Below are 26,607 nucleotides of genomic sequence, written 5' to 3' on the forward strand. Positions count from 1 at the left end.
CTCCTTGGGTCTGTTGTGTCAGACTTCGTTAAGGAACAGAAGAACCTCCGTTAATTTCCAGGATAGGCGCATCGTGGGGGGTGACGGTGAAACTGGTGAAGGCCGTTGCCTCCATGCCCTCCGACAGGCGGATGTCGAATGCACCTGGTTCGAGTGATGGGTGGCCGGTGGGGGTGATGAGGGCGAGGTCGTCGGGGGTCAGCGTGAAGGTGACGTGCCGTGCGGCGCGGGGGGCGAGGGGGAGGCGGAGCCAGCGTTTCATCTGCCAAACGGGGCGGATGCGGCTGGCGACGCGGTCGTGGATGTCGAGGCGGATGCAGGCGAGGCCGGGGCGGGGGCCGATGTTGCGGACGCGCAACGAGACGGGGACCGGTGCGCCGAAGGGGACGGTGGCGGCTACGCGCACCCTGTCGAGCGCGAAGCGGGTATAGGAGAGGCCGGCGCCGAAGGGGAAGAGCGCGCGGTCGGGAGCATCGCGCCAATGGGCGCGGCCGGGGGCCAGGGGAGCGTCGTCGGGGGCGGGGCGGCCGGTGGCGGGGCGGTCGTAGCTCCAGGGTTGCTGGCCGGTGGCAAACGGGAAGCTGACGGGCAGGCGGCCCGACGGCTCGGCGCGGCCGAACAGGATATCGGCAACGGCGTGGCCCGTCTCGGCACCCAGAAACCAGGTGGCGAGGATCGCAGGGGCATCGCGCACCGCGCCCTCAAGCTCCAGCGCGCGGCCGTGACGCAGCAGGATGACGAGCGGTTTGCCGGTGGCGGCCACCGCTTCGGCCAAGGCCTGTTGCGCGGCCGGCACGGTGATCGCGACGCGGCTGTTGCCCTCGCCCGACATGTCCGCGCCCTCGCCGATGGCGAGCAGCACCACGTCCGCCGCGCGCGCCGCCGCCACGGCGCGGTCGATGCCGCCGGGCAGGGGATGGTGAATGCCGCTGCCCGGCTCGACCAAAAGGGGGCGGATGGCGGTGGCGAGATCGACCCCGTCCTCCGCGCGACCGGCGAACGACCAGGGGCCGTTCAGATGCGTGCGATCGGCACCGAACGGGCCAATCAGCGCGACGCGGGTGGCGGGGGCGAGTGGCAGTACCGCGCCCGCGTTGCGCAACAGAACGATGCTGCGTGTCGCCGCCTCGCGCGCAAGGGCGGTGGGCGGCGGGGCGGCGGGCTGGCGGAGCCCGCGAAAGGGATCGTCGAACAGGCCGAACGCGTCCTTCAACGCCAGCACGCGGGCGACGGCGCGGTCGACCACGGCAACCGGCACCGCGCCGCTCGCCACCAGGGCGGGGAGGTGACGCTGGAACAGCCCACTCTGCATCGACATGTCGATGCCCGCCAGAATGGCGAGGCGCGCGGCATCCGCTTCGTCCGCGGCGACACCGTGCGCGATCAGTTCGCGGTCGGCGTCATAATCGGACACGCAGACGCCGGTGAAGCCCAGATCCTCGCGCAGGATGTCGGTCAGCAGGTGGCGGTTGGCGGTAGCGGGAATGCCGTTGAATGCGGTGAACGCGGCCATCGTCGCCGCGGCCCCGGCGCGAAAGGCGGCGGCGAAGGGCGGCAACACCACCTCGCGCAGATGCGCGTCGCTCATGTCGACCGCGCCATATTCCATGCCGCCGCGCACCTCCGCATAGCCGGCGAAATGCTTGGGCGTGGCGGCAAGCGCATCGGCGCGGGCGAGGCCGGCGCCTTGGAAGCCGCGGACGCGCGCCACCGCCAGCGCGACGTTCAGCGCCACATCCTCGCCCGCGCCCTCCGCGACCCGCCCCCAGCGCTGGTCACGCGCGACATCGACCACCGGGGCGAAGGTCCAGTGGATCCCCGCCGCGCGCGCCTCCACCGCGACGGCGCGGGCGACGCGCCGCGACAGGTCGACATCGAAGGCGGCGGCTTCGCCGAGCGGAATGGGGAAAATGGTGCGGCAGCCATGGATGAGGTCGGCGGCGAACAGCAGCGGGATGCGCAACCGGCTGGCCAGTGCCGCCTCCTGCGCGCGGATCGCCCCCGGCGCGCCATAGCCGTTGAACAGCATGCCGATGCGTCCGGCGCGGATGTCGGCGAGTTGCGCCGCAGCCCCTTGCGCATTCACCACCGGGTTGAACACCGCGCCCACGGGGCGGATCTCGTCGTTGAAACAGGAAAGCTGCCCCGCCTTTTCTTCGATCGTCATGCGGGCGATGAGGGCGGCGATGCGGGTCGCGGCGGCGCCGGCGGGGCGGGGGATCGCGGCGGCGGCGGCGAGCAGCCCGGCGCGGGCCAGCAGGGTGCGGCGGTCGAGCACCCGCGCCGCGGTCACGGTGCCGGCGGCTGCAGCGCGAGGAACACCGTGCTCCACAGTTGCGCGGCGTTGGATTCGTCCGCGTCCCCCGACTGCGCGCCGAACGGGGCGACGCGGTAGCCGCCGTCCCGGTAAGCCCAGGACCAGAGTTCGGAGGTACGCACCTCGCCCGCCGACTGGATGGCGCGCCAGAGTTGCGCGCGCGCCGCCACCGCCCTGGCGCGGAGAGCGGCGGGCAGGTCGGTGCGCGCGATCTGGCGGTTCAGCCCTGCGGCCAGCACCGCCTGTTGCCAAGACCAGACGACGGTGCCGTGATAGGCGCCGGCGCCGAAGCGCGCCTGCACGTCGCGCGCGGCAAAGGCGGGGTTGGCGACGAGCAGGCCGACCGGCGTCATCAACCCGGCGGGGAAGGGGCGCATCATTGCGGTCAGCGAGCGGTCGAGCGCCGCGGCATCGGGATCGGTGAAAAGCAGCGCAAAGCCGTCATCCGAATGCAGCACCGGCACGGGGCGGCCATCCGCCATCAGCGACAGGGCGTTGAACGTCACCGGCGCGGTCCCGAGCGCGGCAAGCGCGCCCTGCGCGGGGACGCCCACCTGTCCGGCATAGTCGCCCACCGCCTTGGCGGCGCGGTCCGCAGGGATCGTGACCGCGAACAGCGGTGGCGCGGCGCGATGCCATGCGGCGGCCTGCGCACCTGCCCTGCCGATGGTGGCGCGCTGGGCGGGGGTGCCGAAGGACTTGAGCAGCCCGGCGCGGTCGATCGCGGCGATCGCATCCAGCGCAGCGGGCACCCACACCGCATTCACGTCATAGGCGTAGCGGCCACGCCCCAGACCTTCCTCGCTGTCACGCCATTGCCCGGTCAGGCGGTCGCCCTTCAATCCGACAAGGCGGTCGACACCGGGCGATGCGGCAAAGGCGGCGGTACGCTCCACCACCCAGGCGAAGTTCGCCACCAGCCGGTCGCCTTGCGTCCGGCCGGCGGCATCGCGGCCGTTCAGAAAGGTCGCCGCACGCGGCGCGCCGCGCCCGAGCAGCCAGGCGCTGGCGACGGGGGCGAGCATGAAGTCGTCATCGACCATCGCATAGTCGTAGATCGGCGTCGCGACGCGCCCGCGGCCTTCGCGCATGTTGCGCAGCACGGCGAACTCGCCAATATCCTCCTCATGCGCGACCTCGCCATTGGCGGCGAGGCGGGCGAGCACCGCCCCCAGCCCGGCCTCCACGGCGGCGGGTTGCAGCACCGGCATCAGCAGGCGCAGGCTCATCAGCGTGTCGCGGCCGAAATAGGTGTCGAACCGCCATGATCCCGCCAGATATTTCTCGCGGTAGGACAGGAATTGCAGCGCGTTGCGCGCGCGCATGTCGCTGCCCGCCTGTGCGTTCAGCAGCGCGGAGCCGGCGAGCGGGGTCAGGGGCGTCTCCCCGGTGGCGGCGGTGATCGCCAGCGTGATGCGGCCATCGGGGCCGGCTTTCACCCGGTCCCCCTCGATCCTGGTGCCGTGCAGGCCCGATACCGACAGCGCATAGCCGGGGGCGCCGTCCAGCCGGTCCCGCGCCCATGTGCCCGCGCGGCCGGCGACCAGTATCTCCGCAGGTGCCTTGCCCAGCGCCTCATAGTCGCGCAGCACGCGTACCGATGACAGCACCGCCTGCCGGAAGCGCAGTTCCGGGGCATCGATGCTCGCCACCGCCCGCAGGCCGTGAAGCCTGGCCGATGAATACGGGGTCGGCACCTGATCGAGCCGCCAGGTGACGGGCTTGGCGGTCTTCTCGAACCACAGGCCGGTGCCGCTGTTGCCGGCGGGGAAAGCGATGAGGATGCGCGGATCGCTGCCCGAGCGGAGCAGCAGATGCGCCGCCACCGGCCCCTGGCGCAGGAACGCGTTGATGTTGCGCCCTTCGTCGATGCGAAACGCCAGGGGGGCTTGCTGCGCGACCGCGGTGGCGGCGGTGATGGCGAGCGTGGCGGCGAGCACGAGGCGGATCATCAGGCGTCCTTTTACAGCTTTGCCCTCTCCCCGGTGGGGAAAGGGATATGGCGGCCCCCCCTGAAGGGGAGGGGAGGAGACATCAGAAATCGAACCGCAGGCTGGCGACCGCGTTCCGCCCGTTGATCGGCCGCGCGAAATAGAAGTTCGATCCCGTATTCTCGTTGAACCCGCCGCGCGGATTGCCCTCGGTCAGGCCCACGGCGTTGCCGATATTCTCTACCGAGGCGTTGAAGGTGACGCCCGGCGCGACATTGACCATCACGCCGGCCGAAAACAGGCTGTAGCCGGGCAGTTCGAGCTGGTTCGAGATATCGGCATAGATGCGCCCGATCCGCCGCCAGCTGCCGTAGATCTCGCCCAGACCGTTGGGCAGCACGATGGCGGGGGTGACCGCGACGTTGATCGCGGGCGTCCGTTCCGGCTTGTTGCCGTCGAACCCCTCCACCTGGGTGCGCAGGCCTTGCGCGATCTGGTTGATGTCGATCGGGTTGCCGCCCTGGAAGGCGGAGAGCGAGCGGATGTCGATCTTCGACTCCTGGATCACGCCCACCGCCTGGACGCGGAACCAGTCGACCGGCCGCACGGTCACGTCGAACTCGCCGCCCCAGACCTTGATGCCGGAATTGGCGGTAAGCTGCTGCGTCACCGTTACGCCGTTCACCGTCGTCTGCACGTCGCGCGATTGCGGGTAATCGAGGAAGTTGGTGTAGAAACCGGTCACCGACGCCTGCACCAGCCGGCTGGAATAGCGCAGGCCCGCTTCGGCGAAGCGCAGGTCGGTCGGGCGGTTCTGTTCCTGCGCCTGGAAGCCGGTGGCGTAGCGGCCATAGACGGCGAAACGGTCGGTGATCAGATAGTTGGCGCCCAGCGTCCAGGCGATCTTGTTGAACTCGCGACGCTGCCGCGAGTAAGTCCCGTCGAAGCTGCCGCCGCCATATTGGGCGATGTAGTTGTTGGCGATGATGTTGTCGTTGTCGGTGATCAGTACGCCACCGGGGGTGAAGACGCCTGCACCCGCCACCGGCACCTGTCCGACCGTGTTGCCGCCCAGTCGGTTGAACACGAAATGTTCGAAGCGGATGCCGCCGTCGATCCGGAGCTTGTCCCACAGCGTCAACTGGTCGGTGGCATAGGCGGAGATCGAGGTGAACTTGGCGCGGCTCGGCCCTTCGCCGAAGGTGCCATAGTTGAGGAAGCCGTTTTCGGTCAGCGAGCCGACCACGCCGTTGGCGGCATTGAGCGCCACCACGTCGACGCGGCGCGCGCGGTTGCGCACGTCGGTCAGGAAGGTGGCGGCGCCCACCGCGTCGTTATACCGGCTGGAGCGGGTGAAGAGCCCGCCGATGGTCAGTGAGTTGGTCGGCGTCTGCCAGGTGATGCCGGTGTCGCTGTTGAACTCCTTCACCGACGCGCGGTTGTTGCCGATCACGCTTTCGGCGATCAGGCCGTTGCCGTTGAGCGCGTTCAGCGCGGCATCGCCGCGGACGATCTGCCCGGTATCGACATAGCGCAGGCCGAGCCCGGTTGCGCCCGCCGGCGCGAAGCGGGTGAGCGTCTGCACGCTGGTCGCATTCAGCCCGGTGCCGGTGGTGCGCAGCCGTTCGGAGGCGAGTTGCAGCGCGGAATTGTCGTAGGAGAAGATCGAATTGAAGTCGGTGCCGAAGCGCGTGTAGCGGCCACGCGCGAAGAAGTTGAAGTCGCGTCCGAAATCCTGGGTCAGGTCGTAGCCATAGGACTGCGCCCTGGTATGCACGCCGTCGGTCAGGTCGATGTCCTTGAACGATGCGCCCGTGGTCGGCGTGGTGCGCACCCGGACCTGGCCGAAGTCGCGGCTTTGCAACAGGCCGTGGGTGGCGGACAGGCCGGGGATCGACTGCGGATCGCCGACACCGGTCACCGGGATCGGCACGTAGAAGATGTTATGATCGTCCACCACCTTGGCGGACAGGGTCAGCCGGCCGCTGTCCCAGCGCTGCGAAATGGCGGCGCGGAACAGGAAGCCCTGATTGGCGTCATAGCCGGGATCGCGGATGCCGTCGTCGCGGCGATAGAAGCCGCCGATCGCGATCGCGGTGTTCTCGGCGATCGGCTTGGTCATGAAGGCGTCGACGCGCGCGGTGGCGAAGCTCGACGTGGTAAGCTGGAAGGTGCCGCCCGCCTTGTCGAAATCGGGCTTGCGGGTGATGAAGTTGATGGTGGCGCCGGCGCCGTTGACGGTCAGGATGCCGGACGCGCCCGAGCGCACCGCCTCCAGCCGGTCGATATAGACTTCCTGCTTCAGGATCGTGTCGGACAGCGCGTTGATGTAGAAGACGGGCAGGCCGTCCTCCTGCAACTGTACGAATTGCTGCCCGCCGCCGGCGAGGCCCCGTACCGAGAAGTTGTTCGACACCTCGCCGCCCGATCCTTCCACAAAGATGCCGGGAACCAGTTCCAGCGCCTGTGCGGTCGATCGCGGTGCCTTGCGGTCCAGATCCTCGCGCGTGGCGACGGTGATCGCGGAGGAGGAGGTCAGCACCGTCTGGCCGCGGGTGCGCGTGCCGGTGACGATGATCGCGTCCAGCTCGTTGTCCGCCTGCTGCGTCGGGGCCTCGCCGGGCTGGTTGACGGTGTCGGCCTGCGGGGCACCGGGGGTGGCGGCGGGGTCGGCCTGTTGCGGGCGGGTGGCGGCGGTGCGGCGGGCGGCGAGGATGGCGGTGCGTCCGTCGAACGAGGCGACGGCGAGGCCGGCCGACCCGGCGACGCGGCGGAGCGCCTGCGGTACGGCGTAGCTGCCGCGCACCGCGGCGATGCGGCGGCCGCGCGTCGCCTCCTCCGGCGCGAGCACCTGGATGCCCGCCTGCCGCGCAAAGGCGACGATGCCGCTGGCGGCGGGCTGCGCGGCGATGTCGAAACGCCTGGTCTGCGCCGCGGCGGCGGCCGGGCTGGCGACGACGATGGCCATCAGCGATGCGGCGGTGAAGGTGGCACGAAGCGGCATGTGAAGATCCTCCCCTCTGGTCTGGCGACGCATCTGCGTGCGTCTCGCGAGGGTAGATGGACGGCCGGGCGATTTCCGTCCGGACCGGATCGAATTAATTCGGATCAGTTCCCCCGGAGCAGCCGGATCGCCTCCCCGTCCCGCTCGACGCGCGCATCGGTCATCGCCGCGGCGGAGCGGGCAAAGCCGTCAACATCGTCGGTGCGGAACCAGCCGACGATGCGGCGATCGGCCAGTCCGGCCTCCACCGACAATTGCTGGCGGTTGTATCGGTTGAACTCGGCCGCGGCATCGCCCAGCGTCATGCCGTCCAGCACGATCTCGCCGCGGCGCCAGGCCAGCGCCTCGTCGATGCGCGCGGGCGCCACCTGCGCCTCGTCCGCGCCGCGATCGTCGCGAACGACGGCGCGCGACCCGGCGGTCAGGTTGAGGAAGCGCGCCGGCGCGTCCACCGACCAGACGCGCACCCGCCCCTCGTTCACCACCACCTGCGCCCGCCCCGCCAGCCGGCGCACGGAAAAGGCGGTGCCCACCGCCTGCACCCGCACCGCCCCCGCCTCCACCACGAAGGGGCGCGTGGTGTCGTGCGCGACCTGGAACCAGGCCTCGCCGCTGTCCAGCATCACCCGGCGCGCATCGCCCGCGATCGCCACGCGCGACCGGCTGTCGGTGTTGAGCAGCATCGTCGACCCATCCGCCAACCGCGCCGGGCGCCGCTCGCCGATCGCGGTCGCGAATGCCTGCGCCGGATCATGCTGTATCCACCAGCCGAACCCGGCAATGCCCGCCGCCGCCAGCCCCGCCGTGCCCGCCAGCCAGCGACGGCGCGACATGGCCGGCAGTTGGGCCGGCGGTTCGGCCGCGGCGGCGGGCAGGCCGGACAGCGACGTCCACAGCGCCTGCGCACGGATCAGCGCCCCGCGGTGGCGCGGGTCGGCGGCCAGCCACGCGTCGAGCCCCGCATCCGGCCCGCCGCGGTCCAACCGCGCGACCCATGCAGCGGCGGCGGCGTCAATGGCGGCGGCGGAGGGGCGTTCGTCCATGTCTCATCCGTTGGCGCGTCGGCAGTTCGGCGCGCTCGTCCTCGCTCAACCCCGCCAGCACGGTGCGCAGGCTGCGGGCCAGGTCATTCTCCACGATCGTCTCGGTCACGCCCATCCGCTCGGCGATCTCGCGCTGCGACAGGCCGTCCAGCTTGCGCAGCCGCAGGATCGCGCGCGCCCGGTCCGGCAGGGCACCGATCAGCGCCTCGACATGACCGAGCAGCCCGCGCCCCGAAACGATCCGCTCCGGATCCAGCTCGTCCGCGATCAAGGCGGGCTCGATATCCGCCAGCGTTCCCGCCGCCTCGATCCGCACCACGCGCGTCCGGCGGATCTCGGCCAGCACGACGTTGCGCGCGGTCTGGAACAGATAACGTCGCGGGTCGGCGATATGGGCGAACCCGTCCAGTTCGGCGAGGCGGCAATAGCTTTCCTGAATCACGTCGTCCGCCTGATGTTGGGGAAAGGCACCGCGCAGCCATCGACGCAGCGCCGGTTCGTGCGGCAGCACCTCCTGCGCGATCCATAGCAGCAATGGCGTGTTCGCCCGGCGCATCGTCCCCCTCGTCCATCCCATGATGCATGGGCGGTCCGTTTCCGTCGCAAGCGCCGCAAAATAGGGGCAACCGGGCGCAGGGCAAAGGTCCGATCCGGCGGGCGACGCGTTGGGGCCAGGTTTTCAGGAGGATGCCCATGACCCGCAACCATCCGACCAAGGTCGTCATCACTGGGGCGTCGAGCGGGATCGGCGCCGCAACGGCAGAAGCCTTTGCCGCGCGCGGCGCGCATCTGGTGCTGGCGGCGCGCAACAAGGGCGCGCTGGATCTGGTGGCCGAGCGATGCCGTGCGGCGGGGGGCGAGGCGCTGGTGATCCCGACCGACGTCACCGATGCCGCGGCGGTGCAGGCGCTGGCGGCGCGGGCGCGCGAGCATCTGGGCGGTATCGAGCTGTGGTTCAGCAATGTCGGGATCGGCGCGGTCGGCCAATATCACGCGGTGCCGATGGAAGCGCACCGGCAGGTGATCGAGGCCAATCTGATCGGTCACATGCACGATGCGCATGCGGTCCTGCCCATCTTTCTGGAGCAGAAGCGCGGCATTTTCGTCAACATGATCTCGATCGGCGGGTTCCTGGCCGCACCCTGGGCGGCGGCCTATGCGGCGAGCAAGTTCGGGCTGCGCGGCTTTTCCGAAGCGCTGCGCGGCGAAGTCTCGGGATATCGCCAAATCCATATCTGCGACGTGTATCCGACCTTTGTCGATACGCCCGCGATCGCGCATGCGGGCAATTACACGGGCGGCAAGACATCGGTGCCGCCGGGCGTGCTCGATCCGCGTACCGTGGCAAAGGCGGTGGTGCGCCTCGCCGACCGGCCACGCAACACGACCGCGGTGGGCGCGCCGGCGGCCTTCATGAAGATCACACAGTTCGCCACGCCGAACCTGAGCGCGGCGATGATGAACGGTTTCATGGGGCGGTATTTCGCCAAGGCCGATGCGGTGCCCGTGACCGGCGGCAATCTGTTCGCGCCGCCGGCCGATGACGGCGCGGTCGATGGCGGTTTCCGCCGGCCGGACCAGCGCCGCGCCGGGATGGTGGTGGCCGGTGCCGGCGTGGCGCTGCTCGCCGGCTGGCTGGTCGCGCGTCGCGGTGCCGGGGGCGATGATGGCAGATCGAAACAATTACCCGTTCGTCTCGAGTAGCCGTCGAGTAGCGGCAAAGCCGCGTATCGAGACGGTGTATCGAGAGACAGATTGGCGCACGATACGGTGTCTCGATACGAGGTCTCGATACGTCCCTGCGGGACTACTCGATCTCTACTCGACACGAACGGGTTTGGGGATGGGATGAGGCCGTGGGAGGGGCTTGTGCGGATCACCGCACCGTGAACGCGCCGACCTCGGCCACGGTCAGCTTGCCCGCGGGCACGGCGGTGGCGGCAAAGGACAGGCGAAGGAAACGCGCCCGGCGCGCCGTGTCGAAGGTCACGCGCTGGGTGGCGAGTGCATAGGCGATGTTGCCGAACTCGCCCGCCGCACCGGGCGTCCACGTCTTGCCGTCCATGCTCGTCTCGCAGACATAGCCGCGCGGCGGTGCGGTGTCCTTGGCGACGGTGCGCGACGGCGTCAGGCTGAAGCCAGCGAGCATCTGTGCGGCGCCCAGGTCGATCGTCACCTGCGCCGGGGCCGCCGCGCTGGGGGCGGGGACGGTCCAGCGCGTCGCCGCCTCGTTGTCGATCAACGCCTCCGCACCCGCACCCGATGCGGCGACGATGCGCCAGCCCTGCTTGGCAAGGATCGTCGGATCGGACGAGCGCACCGGCGCCACCGGCACCGGCGCCGCCTGTCGGAACAGGGCGATCTCGCTGATCGCGGGGCAGGCGGGGGCCTCCACGATGCGCAGGCGCAGGCGCCGCGCGGTGACGGGCTTGGGCAGGCGGATGATGCGCTGGGCGGAAATGCACTCGTGCTCCGCCACGGTGCGCCAGCCCTGGCCCTCGTCCAGATCGACCGCAAAGCGCGTGACGCGGACGCCGAGCGGCAGATATTCGCGCAGGCGGATCACGTCGAACGGCTTGCCCGGCGGCAGGTCCAGCGTCAGGCTGGGCGTGGTCACGCCGTCCGGCGAGGACCAATAGGTGTCGCGGTTGCCGTCCAGCACGCGGGCCGCGGCAAAGGCCGCACCGCGCTCATGACTGGCGCGCGCGACGGCGCCTTGTGCAAGATTCGTCGCATAGGTTCTGGCCTGCGCGTCGCCGAAGCTTTTCAGCACCGCGACATCGTGCGCGTGCAGTTGGCCGGTGCGATCGGGTGGCAGGTTGAGGTTCAGGTTGGTGCCGCGGCCGACCGATTCGTCGTACAGGCGCAGCAGCCGCTGAGGGTCCTTGACCTTGGCATCCTCGTCGGCGTGGTAGAACCAGCCCGGGCGGATCGACACGTCGGTTTCCGCCGGCCACCAGAGCGGCGCGCCGCGCACGCCCGAATTGCCCTCCGACTGGACATAAGGGTGGTTCGGCATGGTCGGCCAGCACGGATCGCCCGCAATGCCGTCCTCGTTGCCCACCCAGCGCACGTCCGCGCCGAGCGGATCGAAGGTGCAGGCCATCGGCTGATGCTGGTGAACGAGCGCGATCATGCTGGGCCAGTTGTAATAGGCCGGCGCGTCGATCTTGCGCGTCTCGCGCGCGCCGCCATAATAACCGTCGCCGCCATTGGCCCCGTCGAACCAGAATTCGAACAGTTCGCCGTAGCGCGTGCAAAGCTCGACGATCTGCGCACGGAAATAGTCGATATAGCCCTGCCGGCCATAGTCGGGATGGTTGCGGTCCCAGGGCGAGAGATAAAGGCCGAAGGCGAGGCCGGCACGCCGTGTCGCCCGCTCCATCTCGCCGACGATGTCGCCCCGGCCGTTCTTGTACGGGCTGTTGCGGATGCAATGTTCGGTCAGCTTCGTCGGCCACAGGCAGAAGCCGTCATGATGCTTGGCGGTCAGGATGATGCCGCGCATGCCGCCCGCCTTGGCCGCGGCGACGATCTGGTCGGGATTGAAGTCGCTGGGGTTGAACAGCGTCGGGCTCTCGTCGCCGTAACCCCATTCGCGATCGGTGAAGGTGTTGATCGAGAAATGGACGAAAGCGTACTGCTCGCGCGCATGCCAGGCGAGCTGTCGCTTCGACGGCGTCGCCCCCCAGGGTTTCGGCGCGCCTGCCGGCGTTTGTGCAAAGGCGGGCGTCAGGGCGGGCAGGGCCGCCCCGGCGGCACCGGCGGCGATCAGCGAGCGGCGGGTGAGATCGGTCATGCGAGGCTCCGGCATCAGGCGGGGGTGCGGCCGAACGAGGGCGGCCGGTCGGCAAGCGCGCGGCCGAAGCCGGGTTCGGGCGTCGCGCTCATCGTAAAGGTCAGGCGGCCGCCCTTCACCAGATCGGCATGGGAAATCCAGCTTTTGGTCCAGGGGCGGCCGTTCCACTGCACCGATTTCACATAGGGCGTCGTCGGTCCGTTGCCCGGCGCCTCGACCACCAGCTTCCGGCGGCCGGGCAGCGTCAGCGTCGCGCGTTCGAACAGGGGCGAGCCGAAGACATAGACCGCCTCGACCGGATCGACCGGGTAGAAGCCGAGCGCGGACAGCACGAACCATGCGCTCATCTGTCCGCAATCGTCGTTGCCGATAATGCCGTCGGGATCGTTCTTGTACATCTCGGTCAGCAGGCGGCGGACCATGCCCTGCGTCTTCCACGGCGCGCCGACATAGGCATAGAGATAGGCGGCATGCTGGTCCGGCTCGTTGCCATGCGCATATTGGCCGACCAGCCCGGAAATGTCGGGCGGCGCGTTCTTGGGCAGCGTGGAGGGCGCGTTGAACAGCGCGTCCAGCTTCGCCTCGAACGCGCGCTCGCCGCCCATGTGCGCGATCAGGCCATAGACGTCGTGCTGGTTCAGGAAGGTCGCCTGCCAGCCATTCGCCTCGGTATAGTCGCGCCACCAGGGTTTGGGCATGTGGCCGAGCTGGATCGGGTCATAGTCCTTCCACCATGTGCCGTCGTCGAAGCGGGGGCGGGCAAAGCCGATCGCGGGATCGATGACGTTGCGCCAGTTGCCCGACCGCTTGAGCAGGCGGTCCGCCTCCGCTGTCCGGCCGGCGGCACGCGCGATTTTGGAGGATGCCCAGTCGTCATAGGCATATTCCTGCGTGCGGCTGACGCTTTCGAACCACTTGTCGGCGGGCACATAGCCCTTGGCGTCATACAGGTCGCGGCCCTTCGAATTGTCGAGGTCGCGCATGGTGAAGTCGAACGAGCGCCTGGCGATGTTGGGCCAGGCGGCGGCGTAATCGGCCTTGATCCCCTTGGCCTGCGCCTCGGCCAGCACCGGCACCGCGTGCCAGCCGATCATCGTCCCCGTCTCCACGCCCTGAAGCGGCCAGACGAGCGGCCCCAGCGGGCTTTGAGCGGTCTGGCGGATCATGTCGGAGACCAGGCTCTGCACCCGGTCGGGCGCGACGATGGTCAGGAGCGGATGCAGCGCGCGGTAGGTGTCCCACAGCGAATAGGTCGAATAGGCGCGCTCGCCCGCGGGCAGCGTGTGCACCTGCCGGTCCATGCCGACATAGCGGCCGTCGACGTCGGAAAAGAGGGTGGGGGCGAGCAGCGCGTGGTAGAGCGCCGAGGTCATGATCGTGCGCTGGTCGGGCGTGCCGCCCTCCACCGCGACCGCGTCCAGCTCGCGCGCCCAGGTCTTGGCGGCATCGCGGCGTACGGTGTCGAAGTTCCAGTGCCGCGCCTCGGCGGCCAGGTTGCGGCGCGCGCCGTCCACATCGACGCCGGAGATGCCGCAGCGGATCAGCACCGGCTTCGCGCCGGCATCGTCATAATGCAGCACCGCCTTCACCCGCTTGCCCTGCACCCCGACGGCGCCGGCGGGCTGCTCGGCATCATCGTCGCCGTAGAAGGTGATGCGATCGGGCTTGCGCGACATCTGCATCGCGAAATGGATGCGCCGGCCCTTGGCCCAGCGATGGACGCGGCGGCCGCCGGTCAGCGTGCCGTCCGCATCGACCGCAAGGCTGGCCTCGTCGATCAGGGGCGCGGCGTCGGACTTGTCGAGGATCAGGTGCGACAGGTCGACCAGGATATGCCCGGCGCCGGCCGGGAAGGTGTAGCGGTGCCAGCCGGTCCGCTCGGTCACGGTCAGCTCGGCCCGCACGCCCGATTCCAGCGCGACCCGGTAATAGCCGGGTTCGGCATGCTCCGCCGAGAAGCGCTGGCGATAGCCCGCATCGGGGTTGCCGAGCGGGCCGGGAAGCAGTTGCACGGGCCCGCGCGTCGGCACCACCAGCACGTCCAGCATGTCGCCGATGCCGGTGCCCGACAGGTGCGTATGGCTGAACCCCATGATCGAGCCGTCGCCGTGGTGATAGCCCGAGCAGGTGTCCCAGCGCTCCACATCGGTATCGGGCGACAATTGCACCATGCCCGACGGCAGGGTGGCGCCGGGATAGGTGTGGCCGTCGCCGCCGGTGCCGATGAACAGGTTCGCGCGGGGCCGCGCCGGCCGCGCGGCGAGCGCGGGCAGGGGCATGCCCAGCGCCGCGGCGGAGGCGAGCAGGCTGCGGCGGGAGACGGTGCCGGGCTTGGTCATCATCGATGGTCCTGCTGATGAAGGAAAAGGGCGCCGGCGATCACAGCGCTTCGCTCAGGATCGCGGGGTTGGTGCGGGCCAGCGTCACGATCAACTGGCCGAACAGGCCGTTGGTCCAGGCGAACCAGTGGCGGGTGAACTTCGACGGATCGTCCTGAAAGAACGCCTCGTGCATGAAGCCGGTGTTCGCATCGGTATCGCGCAGCGTCTTCAGGCAGGCGCGGATGGTCGCCGCGTCGTTCGTCGACATGGCGCGCATGATCAGCGACATGGGCCAGATCCAGCCAAGCCCGACATGCGGCCCGCCAATGCCTTCCCCGGCCGTGCCGCGGAAGAAATAAGGGTTGGCATCGCTCCACGCCGCCGCCTCGGTCCGCCGCCACAGCGGATCGTCCATCGGCACGCAGCCGAGATAGCCGAGCGCGGACAGCGAAGGGACGTTGGCATCGTCCATGAAGAGCGCGTTGCCGAAGCCGTCGACCTCATACGCCCAGACCTCCGACCCGTCGCGCAGGCGCATCGTGCCCCACTGGCGCAGCGCCGCCTCCACCTCGTCGGCGAGCGCGGTGGCGTCACGGGCGAGCGCGGCGTCGCCGCGGGCCTCGTTCGCGACCACCGCCATTTCGCGCAGGGTCGTCACCGCGAACCAGTTGGACGGGATCAGGAAGAGATATTGGGTCGCATCGTCCGACGGGCGGAAGCCCGAGGCGATCAAGCCGACCGGGCGCATCGGGTTGCCCCAGCCCTCCAGCGGCATCGTCTCGGTATTGCGGTCGGAGGTGCGCAGGAAGCTGTACGGCCCGCGATTGTCCTTGCGCTGTTGTTCGCGAAAGGTGCGGATCGTGGCGCGCGCGCCCTCGCTCCAGGTCGCGTCGAACGGCCGCTTGTCGCGGGTCGCCTGCCAATATTCATAGGCGAGGCGCATCGGATAGCAGAGCGAGTCGATCTCCCACTTCCGCTCCGCCACGCCCGGTTTCATCTCGGTGCGGTCCTTTTGCGACCATTCCAGATTGGACGGTGCGGTCGGGTCCTCCATGAAGGCGTTGGCATAGGGGTCGATCAGGATGCAGCGCGCCTGCCGCGCGATCAGGCCGCGGAACAGCTCGGCCAGCTTCGCATCCTCGCGCGCCAGATGCAGATAGGGGCGCACCTGTGCCGAGGAATCGCGCAGCCACAGCGCGTTGATGTCACCGGTGATGACGAACGCGTCGGGGCCGCCGTTCGCGGTGCCCATCTTCACCGTGGTGTCGAGCGTGTTCGGGTAGCAGTTGCCGAACATCCAGCGCAGCTTGGGATCGCCGATCCGCTTCGACACGCGCGCAATCTCGCGCTCGACCGCCGGGCTGGTGAAGCGACGCTGGCCGGGCGCGGGGCGCTTGGACGGCAGCGCAGGCGCGGCGGCGAAGGCGGGCGCGGCGGCGAGCGCGCCCGCGCCCGCGACGAACTGGCGACGGTCGACGATCACTTGGGCAACTCCGTGTCCGCACCCGTCACGCTGAACGACACCCACTGGCCGGGCGCGGTGTCCGGCTGACCACCACCGATCCACAGGCGATAGTCGCCCGGCACGACATGGCGGCGCCCGTCGCGGTCGACCACGCTCATCGCGCGCGGATCGAGCGTGAAGCGCGCGGTGACCGTCTTGCCGGGCCGTGGCGCGACGCGGGTAAAGCCGACGAGCTGGCGTTGCAGCACCGGCGCGGTCATCGATCCCGGCCTTTGTGCGGGCGGCACCAAATAGGCCTGCACCACCTCCTCGCCGTCGCGGGCGCCAGCATTGGTGACGCGCGCGGTGACGGTCAGGTCCTGACCAGCAGCGACGCTGGCCGGCGCCTGCACGCCGTCATAGCCGAAGCGGGTATAGGACAGACCGTGGCCGAAGCCCCAGAGCGGCGTGCCCGTGAAGTAGCGATAGGTGCGCTCCTTCATCCCATAATCGACGAATGCGGGCAGGTCGGTGGTCGTCTTGTAGACGGTGACGGGCAGGCGCCCCGACGGGTTGGTGGCGCCCGCCAGCACCTCGGCCAGCGCGGTGCCACCGGCCTCGCCCGGATACCAGACGGTCAGCACCGATGCCGCCAGCGTCGGGTCCACCGCGACCGCGCTGCCGCTGGCCAGCACCAGCACGATCGGCTTGCCCGTCGCCTTCAGCGCGGTGAGCAGCCGTTGCTGCGCCGGCGGGATCATGATGTCGGTACGGTCGCCGCCGACGAAGCCGGGCACCTGCACCTGAAGCGCCTCGCCCTCCAGATCGGGGGACAGGCCGCCGACCACCACCGCGACGTCCGCGCTCTCGGCCGCCTTCACGGCCTCGGCGATCATCGGCGCCTCCGGCGGCAGCCAGAGCAGGCGGAAGCTCTCGTCCTCGCTGGCGTGGTCCAGCACCAGATCGAAGGGCTGCGGGCTGCCGTCGCTGTCCCAGGCGATCTCGATGCGGCCCTTGGGAACCGCGCCATCATGCAGCACGCGCCCGCCGATCGACAGGCGCGCGGTGTCGTGCGTCCGGCAATCCTTCCAGCACTGCGCCTGATCCAGCATCAGCCGATACGCACCCGGCCCCGGCGGGGTGATCGTCCCCGTCCAGCGGCCGACCCAGCCGGTCGCCGGCAGGCCTTCGACCGGGGGCACGCGGGTGATGTCCAGGTCGATCTTGCGCGCGCGCTGCGTCTTCACCACGCGGCCGCCGACGCTGTAGGTCGCGGTCAGGTCCTTCAGCGCGGTTTCGGGCAGCACCACGGGCGCGCCATCGGCCAGCACCGACCCTTGCGCATAGGCGACCTGGCGGAACCTGGCGCGAATACCCTCCAGCGGGGTGACGGGATGCGCGGTGGTGCCGTGATAATTGGCCTGCAGCACGCCCAGATCGTCGGCATTGGCGCCGATCACCGCCAGCCTGGTGTCAGGCTTCAGCGGTAGGCGATCGCCCTCGTTCTTGAGCAGCACGATGCTCTTGCGCGCCGCCTCCAGCGCCAGTGCGCGATGGGCCGGGGTGCCGATCTCGCTCGGCTTGATCCGGCTCCACGGGCTGGTCGCGCCGAACGCGATGCCGAGCGCGCGGCGGGCCTCCAGCGCGCGGGTGAGCGCGGTATCGACCTCCGCCTCGGTGACGAGGCCGCGGCGGACCGCCTCGGGCAGCGCGGCATAGGCGTTGCCGCAGTTCAGGTCGTTGCCGCCCTTGATCGCCGCCGCCGATGCGCCGGCGCCGTCCAGGCGGTAATGGTGGAACATGTGGATGTTGGCCACCGCGTCGCAGTCCGACACGGTAAAGCCCCGGAACCCCCAGTCGCGGCGCACCCGCACGTTCAACAGGTCGCCACTCGCGCAGGCCGGCGTGCCGTGGATCGAGTTGTACGCGCACATCAGCGAGCGTGCCTTGCCGTCGATCACCGCCATGCGGAAGGCGGGCAGATAGGTCGCCTCGACATCCTGCGGGGAGGGGTCGACATCGAAACCGTCGCGCCCGGCCTCCGGGCCGCTGTGCACCGCCAGATGCTTGGGCGTGGCGATCACCTTGGGATGGACGGGGTCCGGCCCCTGCAACCCTTGCACGAAGGCGACGCCCAGCCTGCCCGTCAGATACGGGTCCTCGCCGTACGTTTCCTGCCCGCGGCCCCAGCGCGGATCGCGGAAGATGTTGATGTTGGGCGACCAGATGGTCAGCCCTTCATAGATGCGGCGATCGGCCCCGGCGGGCCTGGCGTTGAACTTCGCGCGCGCCTCGGTCGCCACCACGTCGCCGATCCTGTTCACCAGCGCGGTGTCCCAGGTCGCGGCCATGCCGATCGCCTGCGGAAAGACGGTGGCATGGCCGTTGCGCGCCAGCCCGTGCAGCCCTTCGTTCCACCAGTCATAGGCGGGCAACCCGGCCCCGGCATCGGCGGGCGCGGTGCTTTGCAACTGCGCGGCCTTTTCCTCGATCGTCATCGTCGCGATCGCGGTCGCGACGGGGTCTGCGGTTGCGAGCAGCAGCCAGATCATTTGCGGTTCCCCAGAGTGCGCAACGTGAGCGCCTTTTTCAGTGTGGCGGGCGAGGCATCGGACGCGACGGTCAGCGTGCGGCTTTCCCCCGGCAACAGGTCGAACCCGTCGTCCGACGGCTGGGCCGCCACCGCGCCGAAATCGAGCATCACCGCGCGGGCGAGATTGGTGGCGGTGATCGTCACCTCGCGCCCCTGCCAGCGGACGGAAAGGCCCGGATCGGGCCAGGCGATCGCCTTGGGCTGCACCCGCTCGACGATGCGGCGGCTGACCACCTGATCGCCGACCAGCAGTTCGGCAACGCCGTAGCTCGCCTCGGGCGCGGCACCCGCGAACAGGTCCGCATCCGGCACCACCGCGGCCTCGGCCGCCGAGAGCGGGGCCAGCGTCGCGTCCCCGGTCCGCTCGCCCAGCATGCGCCCGTCCAGCCCGAAGCCGCGCACCCGCCAACGTGCCGCAATCGGGGTGGTGGCGTCGGAGACGAGCGCGATGCGGGTGGCCGCGTCCTTGCGCTCGGCCACGATCGCCTGCGGGGCGAAGAAGCGCTTCGCCTCGTGATGCAGCAGCTTCCACTGGCCGTTATAGTCGATGCTGGACCAGGACACGACCGGCCACACATCGTTCAACTGCCAGTATAGCGAACCCATCGTCACCGGCCGGCAGGCGCGGTGATGAAGCGCGGCCATCGCGATCGCCTGCGCCTGATTGACCTGTGCCAGATAGGCGAAGTCGGCAAAGTTCTTCGGCTCGCCCAGACGCTCGCGGATATAATGCATCAGGCGGGCATTGCCCTCGCCCGCCAGGAACTTCTGGTGCGCCTTCATCACCGGGCTGTCGAACGTCAGGTCCAGCGTGCCGGCGAAATCCTTGATCGTCGACAGGTCGGGCGTGCCCTGAAAGCCATATTCGGACATGAAGCGCGGGCAACTGTCCAGATACCGCTCGACCGGCTTCGACCCCGACCACACGTCCCAGAAATGCCGGTCGCCATCGGCATCGGTATCCACCGGACCCTCGTAATCGGTGGAGGGCGAACCCGGCCAATAGGGCACGCCGGGATCGAAATCGCGCACCGCCTGACGCAGCACGCGGTCGAACAGCACCGCCATGCCCGCGCCGATCCGTTCCTGTTCGTCCGGGCCGACCCGCTTCTTGAACGCCTTGCGGTCGGACCAGTTCTCCCAGCCGGCCAGCACCTCGTTGCCGCCTGCCCACAGCACGATGGAGGGATGGCCGGACACGCGCGCGACCTGCTCCTCCGCCTCGATCCGCACGCTTTCGCGGAATTCCTTGTCCGGCGGCGTCACCGAGCCGCCGAACATGAAGTCGGACCAGATCATCAGGCCAAGCTCGTCGGCGGCGTCGAAGAACGCATCGGGCAGGTAATAGCCGCCACCCCAGATGCGAATCATGTTCATGTTGACCGCCTTGGCGTCGGCCAGCATCCGGCGCATGCCCTCGGCGGTCACGCGCGAGGGGAAGCTGTCGAACGGGATCAGGTTCGCGCCCTTGGCGAAGATCGGCGTGCCGTTCACCTTGAAACCGAAGCTGCCGTCCTTGCGGATCAGTTCCACGGTGCGCAGGCCGATGCGGCGCTGCGCGCTGTCGCTGGCCTGTCCGTTTTCCACCAGCGTGCCGGTGACGCGGTACAGGGCCTGTGCGCCATATCCCACCGGCTGCCAGCGCTGCGGGTTGGCGATGGTCAGCGGTATGCTGATCCGGTTGGTGCCGGGCGCCAGCGTCACCACCTGTTCGGCATTGACGGCCGCGCCGTTCGGCCCGGTCAGGCTGGCGCGCACCGTGGCGGGGCCGGCGGTGTCCGCCACCACCTCGAAATCGGCGGCCAGCCGCGCCTCGGCGTCGTTCAGCGCGATCTGGTTGACCCGGAACTGCGCGACGCGTGCATCGTCCCACGCCTCCAGCTTCACCGGCCCCGACGGGCCGACGTTCAGGATGCGGGGCCCCCAGTCCCAGCCATAATGATATTTCGCCTTGCGGATATAGGGCGAGGTCTGCTTGCCCTTGGGCTCGTCGCCGAAGAAGCTGTCATATTCGCCGGGCAGGGGGTTCGCCTCGGCCAGTACCCGGGGTTGCAGCGTCGCGATCGGCGGGGCGAAGCGGATGGTGATGGTGTTGCGGCCCGGCTTCAGCCACGGCTTGGCATCGACGCGCCAGGTGCGGTGCGCGTTATCGGCCTTCAGCACCGCCTGCCCGTTCACCGACACGGTGGCAAAGGTATCCAGCCCCTCGAACACCAGATCCAGATGGTCGCGCGCCGCCATGTCGGCGCTCACCTCCAGCGTGCGGACATATTGCCAGCCGGTGCGACCGACCCACTGGATCGCCGCCTCGTTCAGTCCCTTGAACGGATCGGGCACGCGCCGGGCGGCGATCAGGTCCTGCTGCACCGTGCCCGGCACACGCGCCGGCAGCCACTTCGCCTCGCGCGGGTGCGCGTTGGCCGCGGCGGCATCCGCCGGGTCGATCCGCACCGTCCAACCCTCGTTCAGCGACACCACCGACTTGGGCGCCGCCACCGCCGCGGTGGAGGCGAGCAGCAGCGGCAGGGCGAGCATCCAGCCGCGCATCACTGCGCCTCCGTCAGCGTCATGCGTTCGACGGTATAGATCGGATCGCTGGTCGGCGCGGTGAATTGCAGGCAGATGTCCTTGTCTCCCTTGTCGCTCTGGGTGGCGTCCATCATGGGGAATTGTCCTGAAAAGCGCATGCGCTGCGGCGCGGTGGCGGGGTCGGGCAGGGGGAAGCTGCCGGCGATGATCGGCTTTGGCGCGGTGCCGCCGTCCGCCGCGGCGCGGCAGCCGACCAGCACCAGCAACTCGCCATGCGGGGTAACGTTATAGTGTCGGCGGACCTGGTCGAAATCATGCGCCAGCCCGTAATGCCGGGCAAGGCGCGCCACCTCGATTGTGTAGCCGCGGGCGAGGTCGACCGGCGCCTGTGGATAGGCGGTGCAATTGTCGAAGATGTTGACGTTGTAGGCCGGCCCGTTGGCGGTCGCATCCGGGGTCAGCGCGACGCGCAGGTTCAGCTTGCCGTTCGGGCAGGCGGCCATCTCCGAACTTGTCCGCGTCAACAGCGCCGCGCGCGCGGTGGCGAAGTCGCGGGGGGCGGCCAGCCGCTGGCCATCGGCGGCAAAGGGCGCGGCGCGGATCGTCGCACCCGGCTTCATCGTCAGCGCACCCGTGTAGCGCCTCGACCGCGCACCCGGCTCGGTGCCGTCGAGCGTATATCGGATCGTGCCCTGCGGCGCCTGCTGCTCCAGCGTCACGCGGACACTGTTCGCGCGCAGCGCCTGTCCGGGGCTGTCCGCCAGCCGGTATTCCACCGCAAGCGCGCTGTCCGCGACCTCGATCCCGGCGCGCGTCCAGCGCTGCATCTGCGGCACCAGCCTTGATACGAAGCCGGGGAAGTCGCGCGGTCGCTGGATCCAGCCATTTTCCGCGATCGCGGCAATGCGCGGGAAGACCGCGTGCTGCACCTGCCAGGGGGTGACGAAATATTCGCTCCACCCGTTCATCTGCACGCCCAGCACATGGTGCGCCTTGTCCGCCGGAATGCCCGCTGGCATCGGATCATAGGCATAGACGTCGGCCAGCGTCTTGATCTCCGACCAGCGGCCGGGCGGCTCGGTGGCCTGGCGGCTCTGCATGCTGTCCAGATACAGGATCGGCGCCGGGGACAGCACCACGTCGTGATCTTGGCGGACCGCCTCCACCGCGCCCTTTTCGCCGCGCCACGACATCACCGTCGCGGACGGCGGCAGGCCACCCTCCAATATCTCATCCCAGCCGATCAGCCGGCGGCCCTTGGTCGCCAGATATTTGCCGAACTCGTCGATCACCCAGCTTTGCAGGCCGTTTTCGGTGGTGATGTTCAGCGCGCGCATCTGCGCCTGCACCTCGGGCGAGCGTTCCCACTGGTCCTTCACCGCCTCGTCGCCGCCGAGATGGATATAGGTGCCGGGAAACACGTCGATCAGCTCGTCCAGCACGTTGCGGATGAACGCCATCCCCGCCGGATTGGGGTTCAGCAGATAGGGCATCACACCCCATTCGTTGCTGACCGGCGGGCGATTGCCCAGCACGCCGATCTCCGGATAGGCGGCGACCAGCGCCTGGGCATGACCGGGCAGGTCGATCTCCGGCACGATCGTGATGCCGCGATCGGCGGCATAGGCGACCAGCTCGCGCAGATCGTCCTGCGTGTAGAAGCCGCCATGGCGCGTCGCGGGCGCCGGGCCGCCGGTGGAGGGCGGCTGGCGCCAGGCACCGATCTCGGTCAGCTTCGGGTATCGCTTCACCTCGAACCGCCATCCCTGATCGTCGGTCAGGTGCAGGTGCAGCGTGTTGAGCTTCACCGCCGCCATCTGGTCGACGATGCGCTTGATCTCGGCGATCGGCTGGAAGTGGCGCACCGGATCGACCAGGAGCCCGCGCCAGGCGAAGCGCGGCGCGTCGTCGATGGTGACGGCGGGTACGCGCACCGGCTTGCCCATCGCAGTGTCGGGGCTGAGCAACTGGGCGAGCGTCATCGCGCCGTGGACGAAGCCGGCGGGCCGGGACGCGGTGATGCGGATACCCCCCGGCTGCACCACCAGCCGATACGCCTCCGCCCCCGCAATCGCATCGTCCTGTGCGAATATGATCCGGGCGTCACCCTGGGCCGGCGCCAGCGCGATCCCGCGCACGGTGCGGACATGATCGACCAGCAGGCGCGCCGCGGCCTGCGCCTGCGGTGCCTGTGCCGAAACCGTGGAGCCGGCGGATATGGTGATGCTGCCCGAACCACGGACGATGGTCTGGGGCATTGGCAGCAATTTCAACGGCGTCTGCGCCGCAGCGGGGGCGGTAAGCGCCAGCACCAGTCCCAATCCGATCCCCGATCCGATCGATGCCGTCGTCGCCGCCTGCATGCCTGCCCCTTGGTTCCGTTTTGGTATTAGGAGGTATCATGCAGAAGACGCGCGGGTACGTCCATGCCCCCGACCCAAAAAAACCGGTGCCGGCCGCGTCGGGAAAACGCGGCCGGCACAACAGGTTACACGCGGGGAACACCCGAGGGGGTTACATGCGGAACGATACGCTGCCGACAAAGGTGCGCCCGTTCTTGTAGAAGGCCGAGGGCCGGTCGCGCGTGCCGCTATATTGCAGATACGTCTCGTCCAGCAGGTTCTGCGCATTGACCGTCAACGTGATGTTCTTGGTCAGGTTGAGCGAGGCGGACGCGTCGAGCTGGCTGTAGGGCGCCACCATTTCCTCCGATCCCAGCCGCCCGATCGTGCGGAAATAGGAGGTGCGATAGTTGTAGCTGACCCGCGCCTGGAACGGTCCGCTCTCGAAATAGGGGATCACGTTCACGGTATGCTTGGACAGATAGGGCAGGTTGAGCGCCCCGTTGATCCCGGCGATCGTCGAGGTCGAGCTGTCCTGGTACGAATAGTTCGCCTGCAGGCCGAACCCGCCCCAGATTTCGGCCTGACCGTTGACCAGCACGCCGTTCACCTTGGCCTTGCCGCCGTTGATCGGCTGGTTGACGTTGTAGGTCGTCAACTGGTTGCGCAGCGAATTGAAGTAGACGGCATTGGTGCGCGTGTTGATGATATAGTTGTCGATGTCGCGGCGGAACAGTTCCAGCGACAGCAGCGCACCGGCACGCGGATACCATTCCGCGGTCACTTCATAATTGGTCGACTGGTACGGCCGCAGGTTCGGGTTGCCGCCGCCGCCGTCCAGCGTCACGTCGTTGAGCGAGGTCGCCGCCGCCAGGTCCTGGTAGCGCGGCCGCGAGATCACCTTGGCCACCGACCCGCGCACGATCACTTCCGGCGTGATCGTGTAGATCAGGTTCACGCTCGGCAGGAACTTCAGGTAATCGGTCGAGACGCGCGTCGGCACCGGCTGGGGATTGACCACGTTGCTCAGCGTCGTGGCGTAGTTGGATACGTCGCGGGTATAGACCAGCCGCCCGCCGATATTGCCGCGCAGTCCGCCTTGATCGAAATTCGCCTGGATGTAGGACGCGGCCACCGTCTCCTTCACCCTGGTCGATGCGCCGATCTTGGTGACCAGCGGGCTGTTGATCGAATTGGCGAGGATGTCGATCACCGACTGTTCGGGGAGATTCAGGAACTGGGTCGCGCTGCCCGATCCGCCGCTGCCGTCGAAGACGCCGCCGGGGGTGACCCCTGTGGTGACCCCGAGCTGCGCGGCGGTTTGCGAGCTGGTCTTGTAGGTGTTGATGCCGCGGGCGTTGATGCGGTTGACGTGATCGGTCACGCGCGCGCCGATCAACAGCTCGGTGAACACGCCGCCCAGCGGCACCGTGCCGTCGAAGCCGCCAAAGATGTCGCGGTCGGTGGTGACGCTGTAATCCAGCCCGCCGATCTGCGCGGCGTTCAGCTGCGCCCCGTTTACGATGACGGGGCGGCCCTCGATCTGCGCCGGGTTGTTGTTGGGGTTGGTGAAGTAGTTCGCCGGGTTGGTCAGGTCGCCGGTGAAATTGACCTCCGCCGATGTCGGCGTGATCGCGTAGCTGAACGGCAGGCGGGTCTGCACGTTGAACAGATATTCGGGATTGCGCCCGCCGGTCGCCTTGCTCCAGCCGCCGGCGAACGACACCTTGGCGCCGTCATCGCCTTCCCAATCGGCAAAGAAGTTCAGATTGTCGGTCTTCAGCTTGGTGCGGCGGACCAGGGTATCGAGCTGCGCGCTCTGGCTGTTGCTCGCCGCCGCGCCGAAGCTCGCCTGCGTCACCACGCCGTTGGATACGGTCGCGGATTGCAGGACGTTGCCGGTCCATGCGCCGGGGATGGTGTACATCGCCTGGCTGTAATTGTTGTAGTTGCCGTCGATGTGCAGGCCGTTCAGCGTCAGCGTCAGGTTTTCGGCCGGGCGATACTGCACCGTGCCGGCGATGCTGGCGCGCTGGCGCTGCTGCTGGAAATAGGCGTAGTTGATGCCGAAGGGCGATGCCGCGGCATAGAGATCCTGGATCGTGCCGCCGTTGATCGTCGCGTTCGGATTCTTCAGGGACAGCGCGCCGGTGGTCGCGTCGCGATTGACGAACGGGCTGTTGCGCGTGCCGTCGGCATTGGGCGCGATATTGTCGTAGCCGAAGAATTCGACACCGGCGCGCACCATGTTCTGCTTGTCATAGGTCGCCGCGACCAGCACGCCGAAGGTTTCGGCATCGTTGCGCCAGCTATACAGGCCCGAGCCGCGGATATTCCCCTTGTCCGCGCGGTCGTTGTACAGATAGCCGCCCGACGCGAAGATCGAATTGGCCTCCAGTTCCAGCGGCCGGCGGGTGCGCACGATCACCGTGCCGCCCAGGCTGCCTTCCTCGATCCGCGGCTCCGGCGACTTGTAGACTTCCAGCCGGTCGACCAGTTCGGGGGCGAGCAACGAATAGTTGAAGGTCCGGCTGCTGGGGTCGTTGTCGTTGCCGCCCCAGTCGGCCGATGCCAGACCGTGCCCGTCGAGCAGCATGCGGTTCAGGGCCGGGTCGGTGCCCAGAATGGCGACCTTCTCACCCTCGCCGAAGCGGCGGTCGATCGACACGCCGGGGATGTGCGCCAGCGACTCCGCGACGTTGCGGTCGGGGAACTTGCCGATGTCCTCGGCCGAGATGGCGTCGACCACGGCGTTCGCGTTACGCTTCACCTCGATCGCCTGGCGAAGGCTGCGGGCATAGCCGGTGACGACGATTTCGCCGTCCTCGCCCGCGGTGCCATCCTGGGCCGCCGGGTCCTGGCCGGATGCGGCATTGCTCGGCGCGGTGGTGCTGGGCGGTGTTGTCGGCGCCTCCTGGCCTTGCGCGGCCGTGGCGGCCAGTCCGGTCATGGCCGTCGTCATCAGGATCCAGTGGCGCAACCGCATCGTCATTCCCCTTCCATGGAGAGGCGCCCAGCTGCGCTGCTCCCCGATCTACCGCCGCATGGCTGGCGGCTTTCCCTGCCGGTTCTTGACGGTCAGAGGTCCGGCCAGCGGTATAACCAAAATATACCATATGCGCTACAAAAATTCATAAAATTGACTTAAAACCGGCAGGTAATAATAAGTAGCTGGAGGGTAACGAATTAATCCGCTGCGAAACATGAGCCTTTCGGGGAATGTGTGATGGATTGGAATGCTCGCCGGATCCGTCGGAGCAGTTGTTCCCCGGCGTGCCATTCGG

Annotated in this window: 13 protein-coding genes; 1 reads left to right on the top strand and 12 read right to left on the bottom strand. The window is 68.8% G+C overall.

Annotated features, from left to right (window positions below; translation table 11 throughout):
* Positions 1-28: 28 nt before the first annotated feature.
* The 5 genes from NPJ82_RS02775 to NPJ82_RS02795 all read right to left on the bottom strand — a co-directional run bounded on the left by NPJ82_RS02775 (position 29) and on the right by NPJ82_RS02795 (position 8,851).
* A complete protein-coding gene (locus NPJ82_RS02775) occupies positions 29-2,293 on the bottom strand; it encodes a glycoside hydrolase family 3 N-terminal domain-containing protein (RefSeq protein ID WP_342658285.1) in 2,265 nt (754 codons plus the stop codon).
* Positions 2,290-4,269, bottom strand: coding sequence for a hypothetical protein (locus tag NPJ82_RS02780; protein ID WP_342658286.1), 1,980 nt, complete (start codon positions 4,267-4,269; stop codon positions 2,290-2,292). Before NPJ82_RS02780 ends, NPJ82_RS02775 begins: the two co-directional genes overlap by 4 nt.
* Positions 4,270-4,351: 82 nt before the next feature.
* Positions 4,352-7,252 carry a TonB-dependent receptor gene (locus NPJ82_RS02785; protein ID WP_342658287.1) on the bottom strand — a complete coding sequence of 967 codons (2,901 nt, stop codon included), beginning with the start codon at positions 7,250-7,252 and terminating at the stop codon, positions 4,352-4,354.
* A 104-nt stretch (positions 7,253-7,356) separates the two neighbouring features.
* Complete coding sequence (locus NPJ82_RS02790; protein ID WP_342658288.1) at positions 7,357-8,295, bottom strand: FecR domain-containing protein; 939 nt, start codon at positions 8,293-8,295, stop codon at positions 7,357-7,359.
* Entirely contained in the window at positions 8,264-8,851 is a 588-nt protein-coding gene (locus NPJ82_RS02795; protein ID WP_149682266.1) for a sigma-70 family RNA polymerase sigma factor, read from the bottom strand. Before NPJ82_RS02795 ends, NPJ82_RS02790 begins: the two co-directional genes overlap by 32 nt.
* A 137-nt stretch (positions 8,852-8,988) precedes the next feature.
* Between NPJ82_RS02795 and NPJ82_RS02800 the strand changes: the two genes are divergently transcribed.
* On the top strand, positions 8,989-9,999 hold the full coding sequence (locus tag NPJ82_RS02800; RefSeq protein WP_342658289.1) for an SDR family oxidoreductase: 1,011 nt from the start codon (positions 8,989-8,991) through the stop codon (positions 9,997-9,999).
* 172 nt (positions 10,000-10,171) lie between these two features.
* On the opposite strand, the gene NPJ82_RS02805 is transcribed toward NPJ82_RS02800, so the two are convergent.
* The 7 genes from NPJ82_RS02805 to NPJ82_RS02835 form a co-directional block, all read right to left on the bottom strand.
* The gene (locus NPJ82_RS02805) at positions 10,172-12,094 is read right to left on the bottom strand and encodes an alpha-L-fucosidase (RefSeq protein WP_342658290.1); all 1,923 of its coding nucleotides are present in this window, start codon (positions 12,092-12,094) and stop codon (positions 10,172-10,174) included.
* Between the two features lie 14 nt (positions 12,095-12,108).
* On the bottom strand, positions 12,109-14,436 hold the full coding sequence (locus tag NPJ82_RS02810; protein WP_342658291.1) for a GH92 family glycosyl hydrolase: 2,328 nt from the start codon (positions 14,434-14,436) through the stop codon (positions 12,109-12,111).
* A 37-nt stretch (positions 14,437-14,473) separates the two neighbouring features.
* Positions 14,474-15,898, bottom strand: coding sequence for a glycoside hydrolase family 125 protein (locus NPJ82_RS02815; RefSeq protein ID WP_267349578.1), 1,425 nt, complete (start codon positions 15,896-15,898; stop codon positions 14,474-14,476).
* Positions 15,895-18,411: a glycoside hydrolase family 3 C-terminal domain-containing protein gene (locus tag NPJ82_RS02820; protein ID WP_342658292.1), complete on the bottom strand. Its 2,517-nt coding sequence runs from the start codon at positions 18,409-18,411 to the stop codon at positions 15,895-15,897. Before NPJ82_RS02820 ends, NPJ82_RS02815 begins: the two co-directional genes overlap by 4 nt.
* On the bottom strand, positions 18,408-20,999 hold the full coding sequence (locus NPJ82_RS02825; RefSeq protein ID WP_342658293.1) for a glycoside hydrolase family 2 protein: 2,592 nt from the start codon (positions 20,997-20,999) through the stop codon (positions 18,408-18,410). Before NPJ82_RS02825 ends, NPJ82_RS02820 begins: the two co-directional genes overlap by 4 nt.
* Positions 20,999-23,344: a family 20 glycosylhydrolase gene (locus NPJ82_RS02830; protein WP_342658294.1), complete on the bottom strand. Its 2,346-nt coding sequence runs from the start codon at positions 23,342-23,344 to the stop codon at positions 20,999-21,001. Before NPJ82_RS02830 ends, NPJ82_RS02825 begins: the two co-directional genes overlap by 1 nt.
* A 151-nt stretch (positions 23,345-23,495) precedes the next feature.
* The gene (locus NPJ82_RS02835) at positions 23,496-26,315 is read right to left on the bottom strand and encodes a TonB-dependent receptor (protein WP_342658295.1); all 2,820 of its coding nucleotides are present in this window, start codon (positions 26,313-26,315) and stop codon (positions 23,496-23,498) included.
* Positions 26,316-26,607 lie beyond the last annotated feature (292 nt).

Source organism: Sphingomonas sp. NY01, from assembly GCF_038809135.1.
In the GTDB taxonomy this organism is placed as follows: domain Bacteria; phylum Pseudomonadota; class Alphaproteobacteria; order Sphingomonadales; family Sphingomonadaceae; genus Sphingomonas; species Sphingomonas carotinifaciens.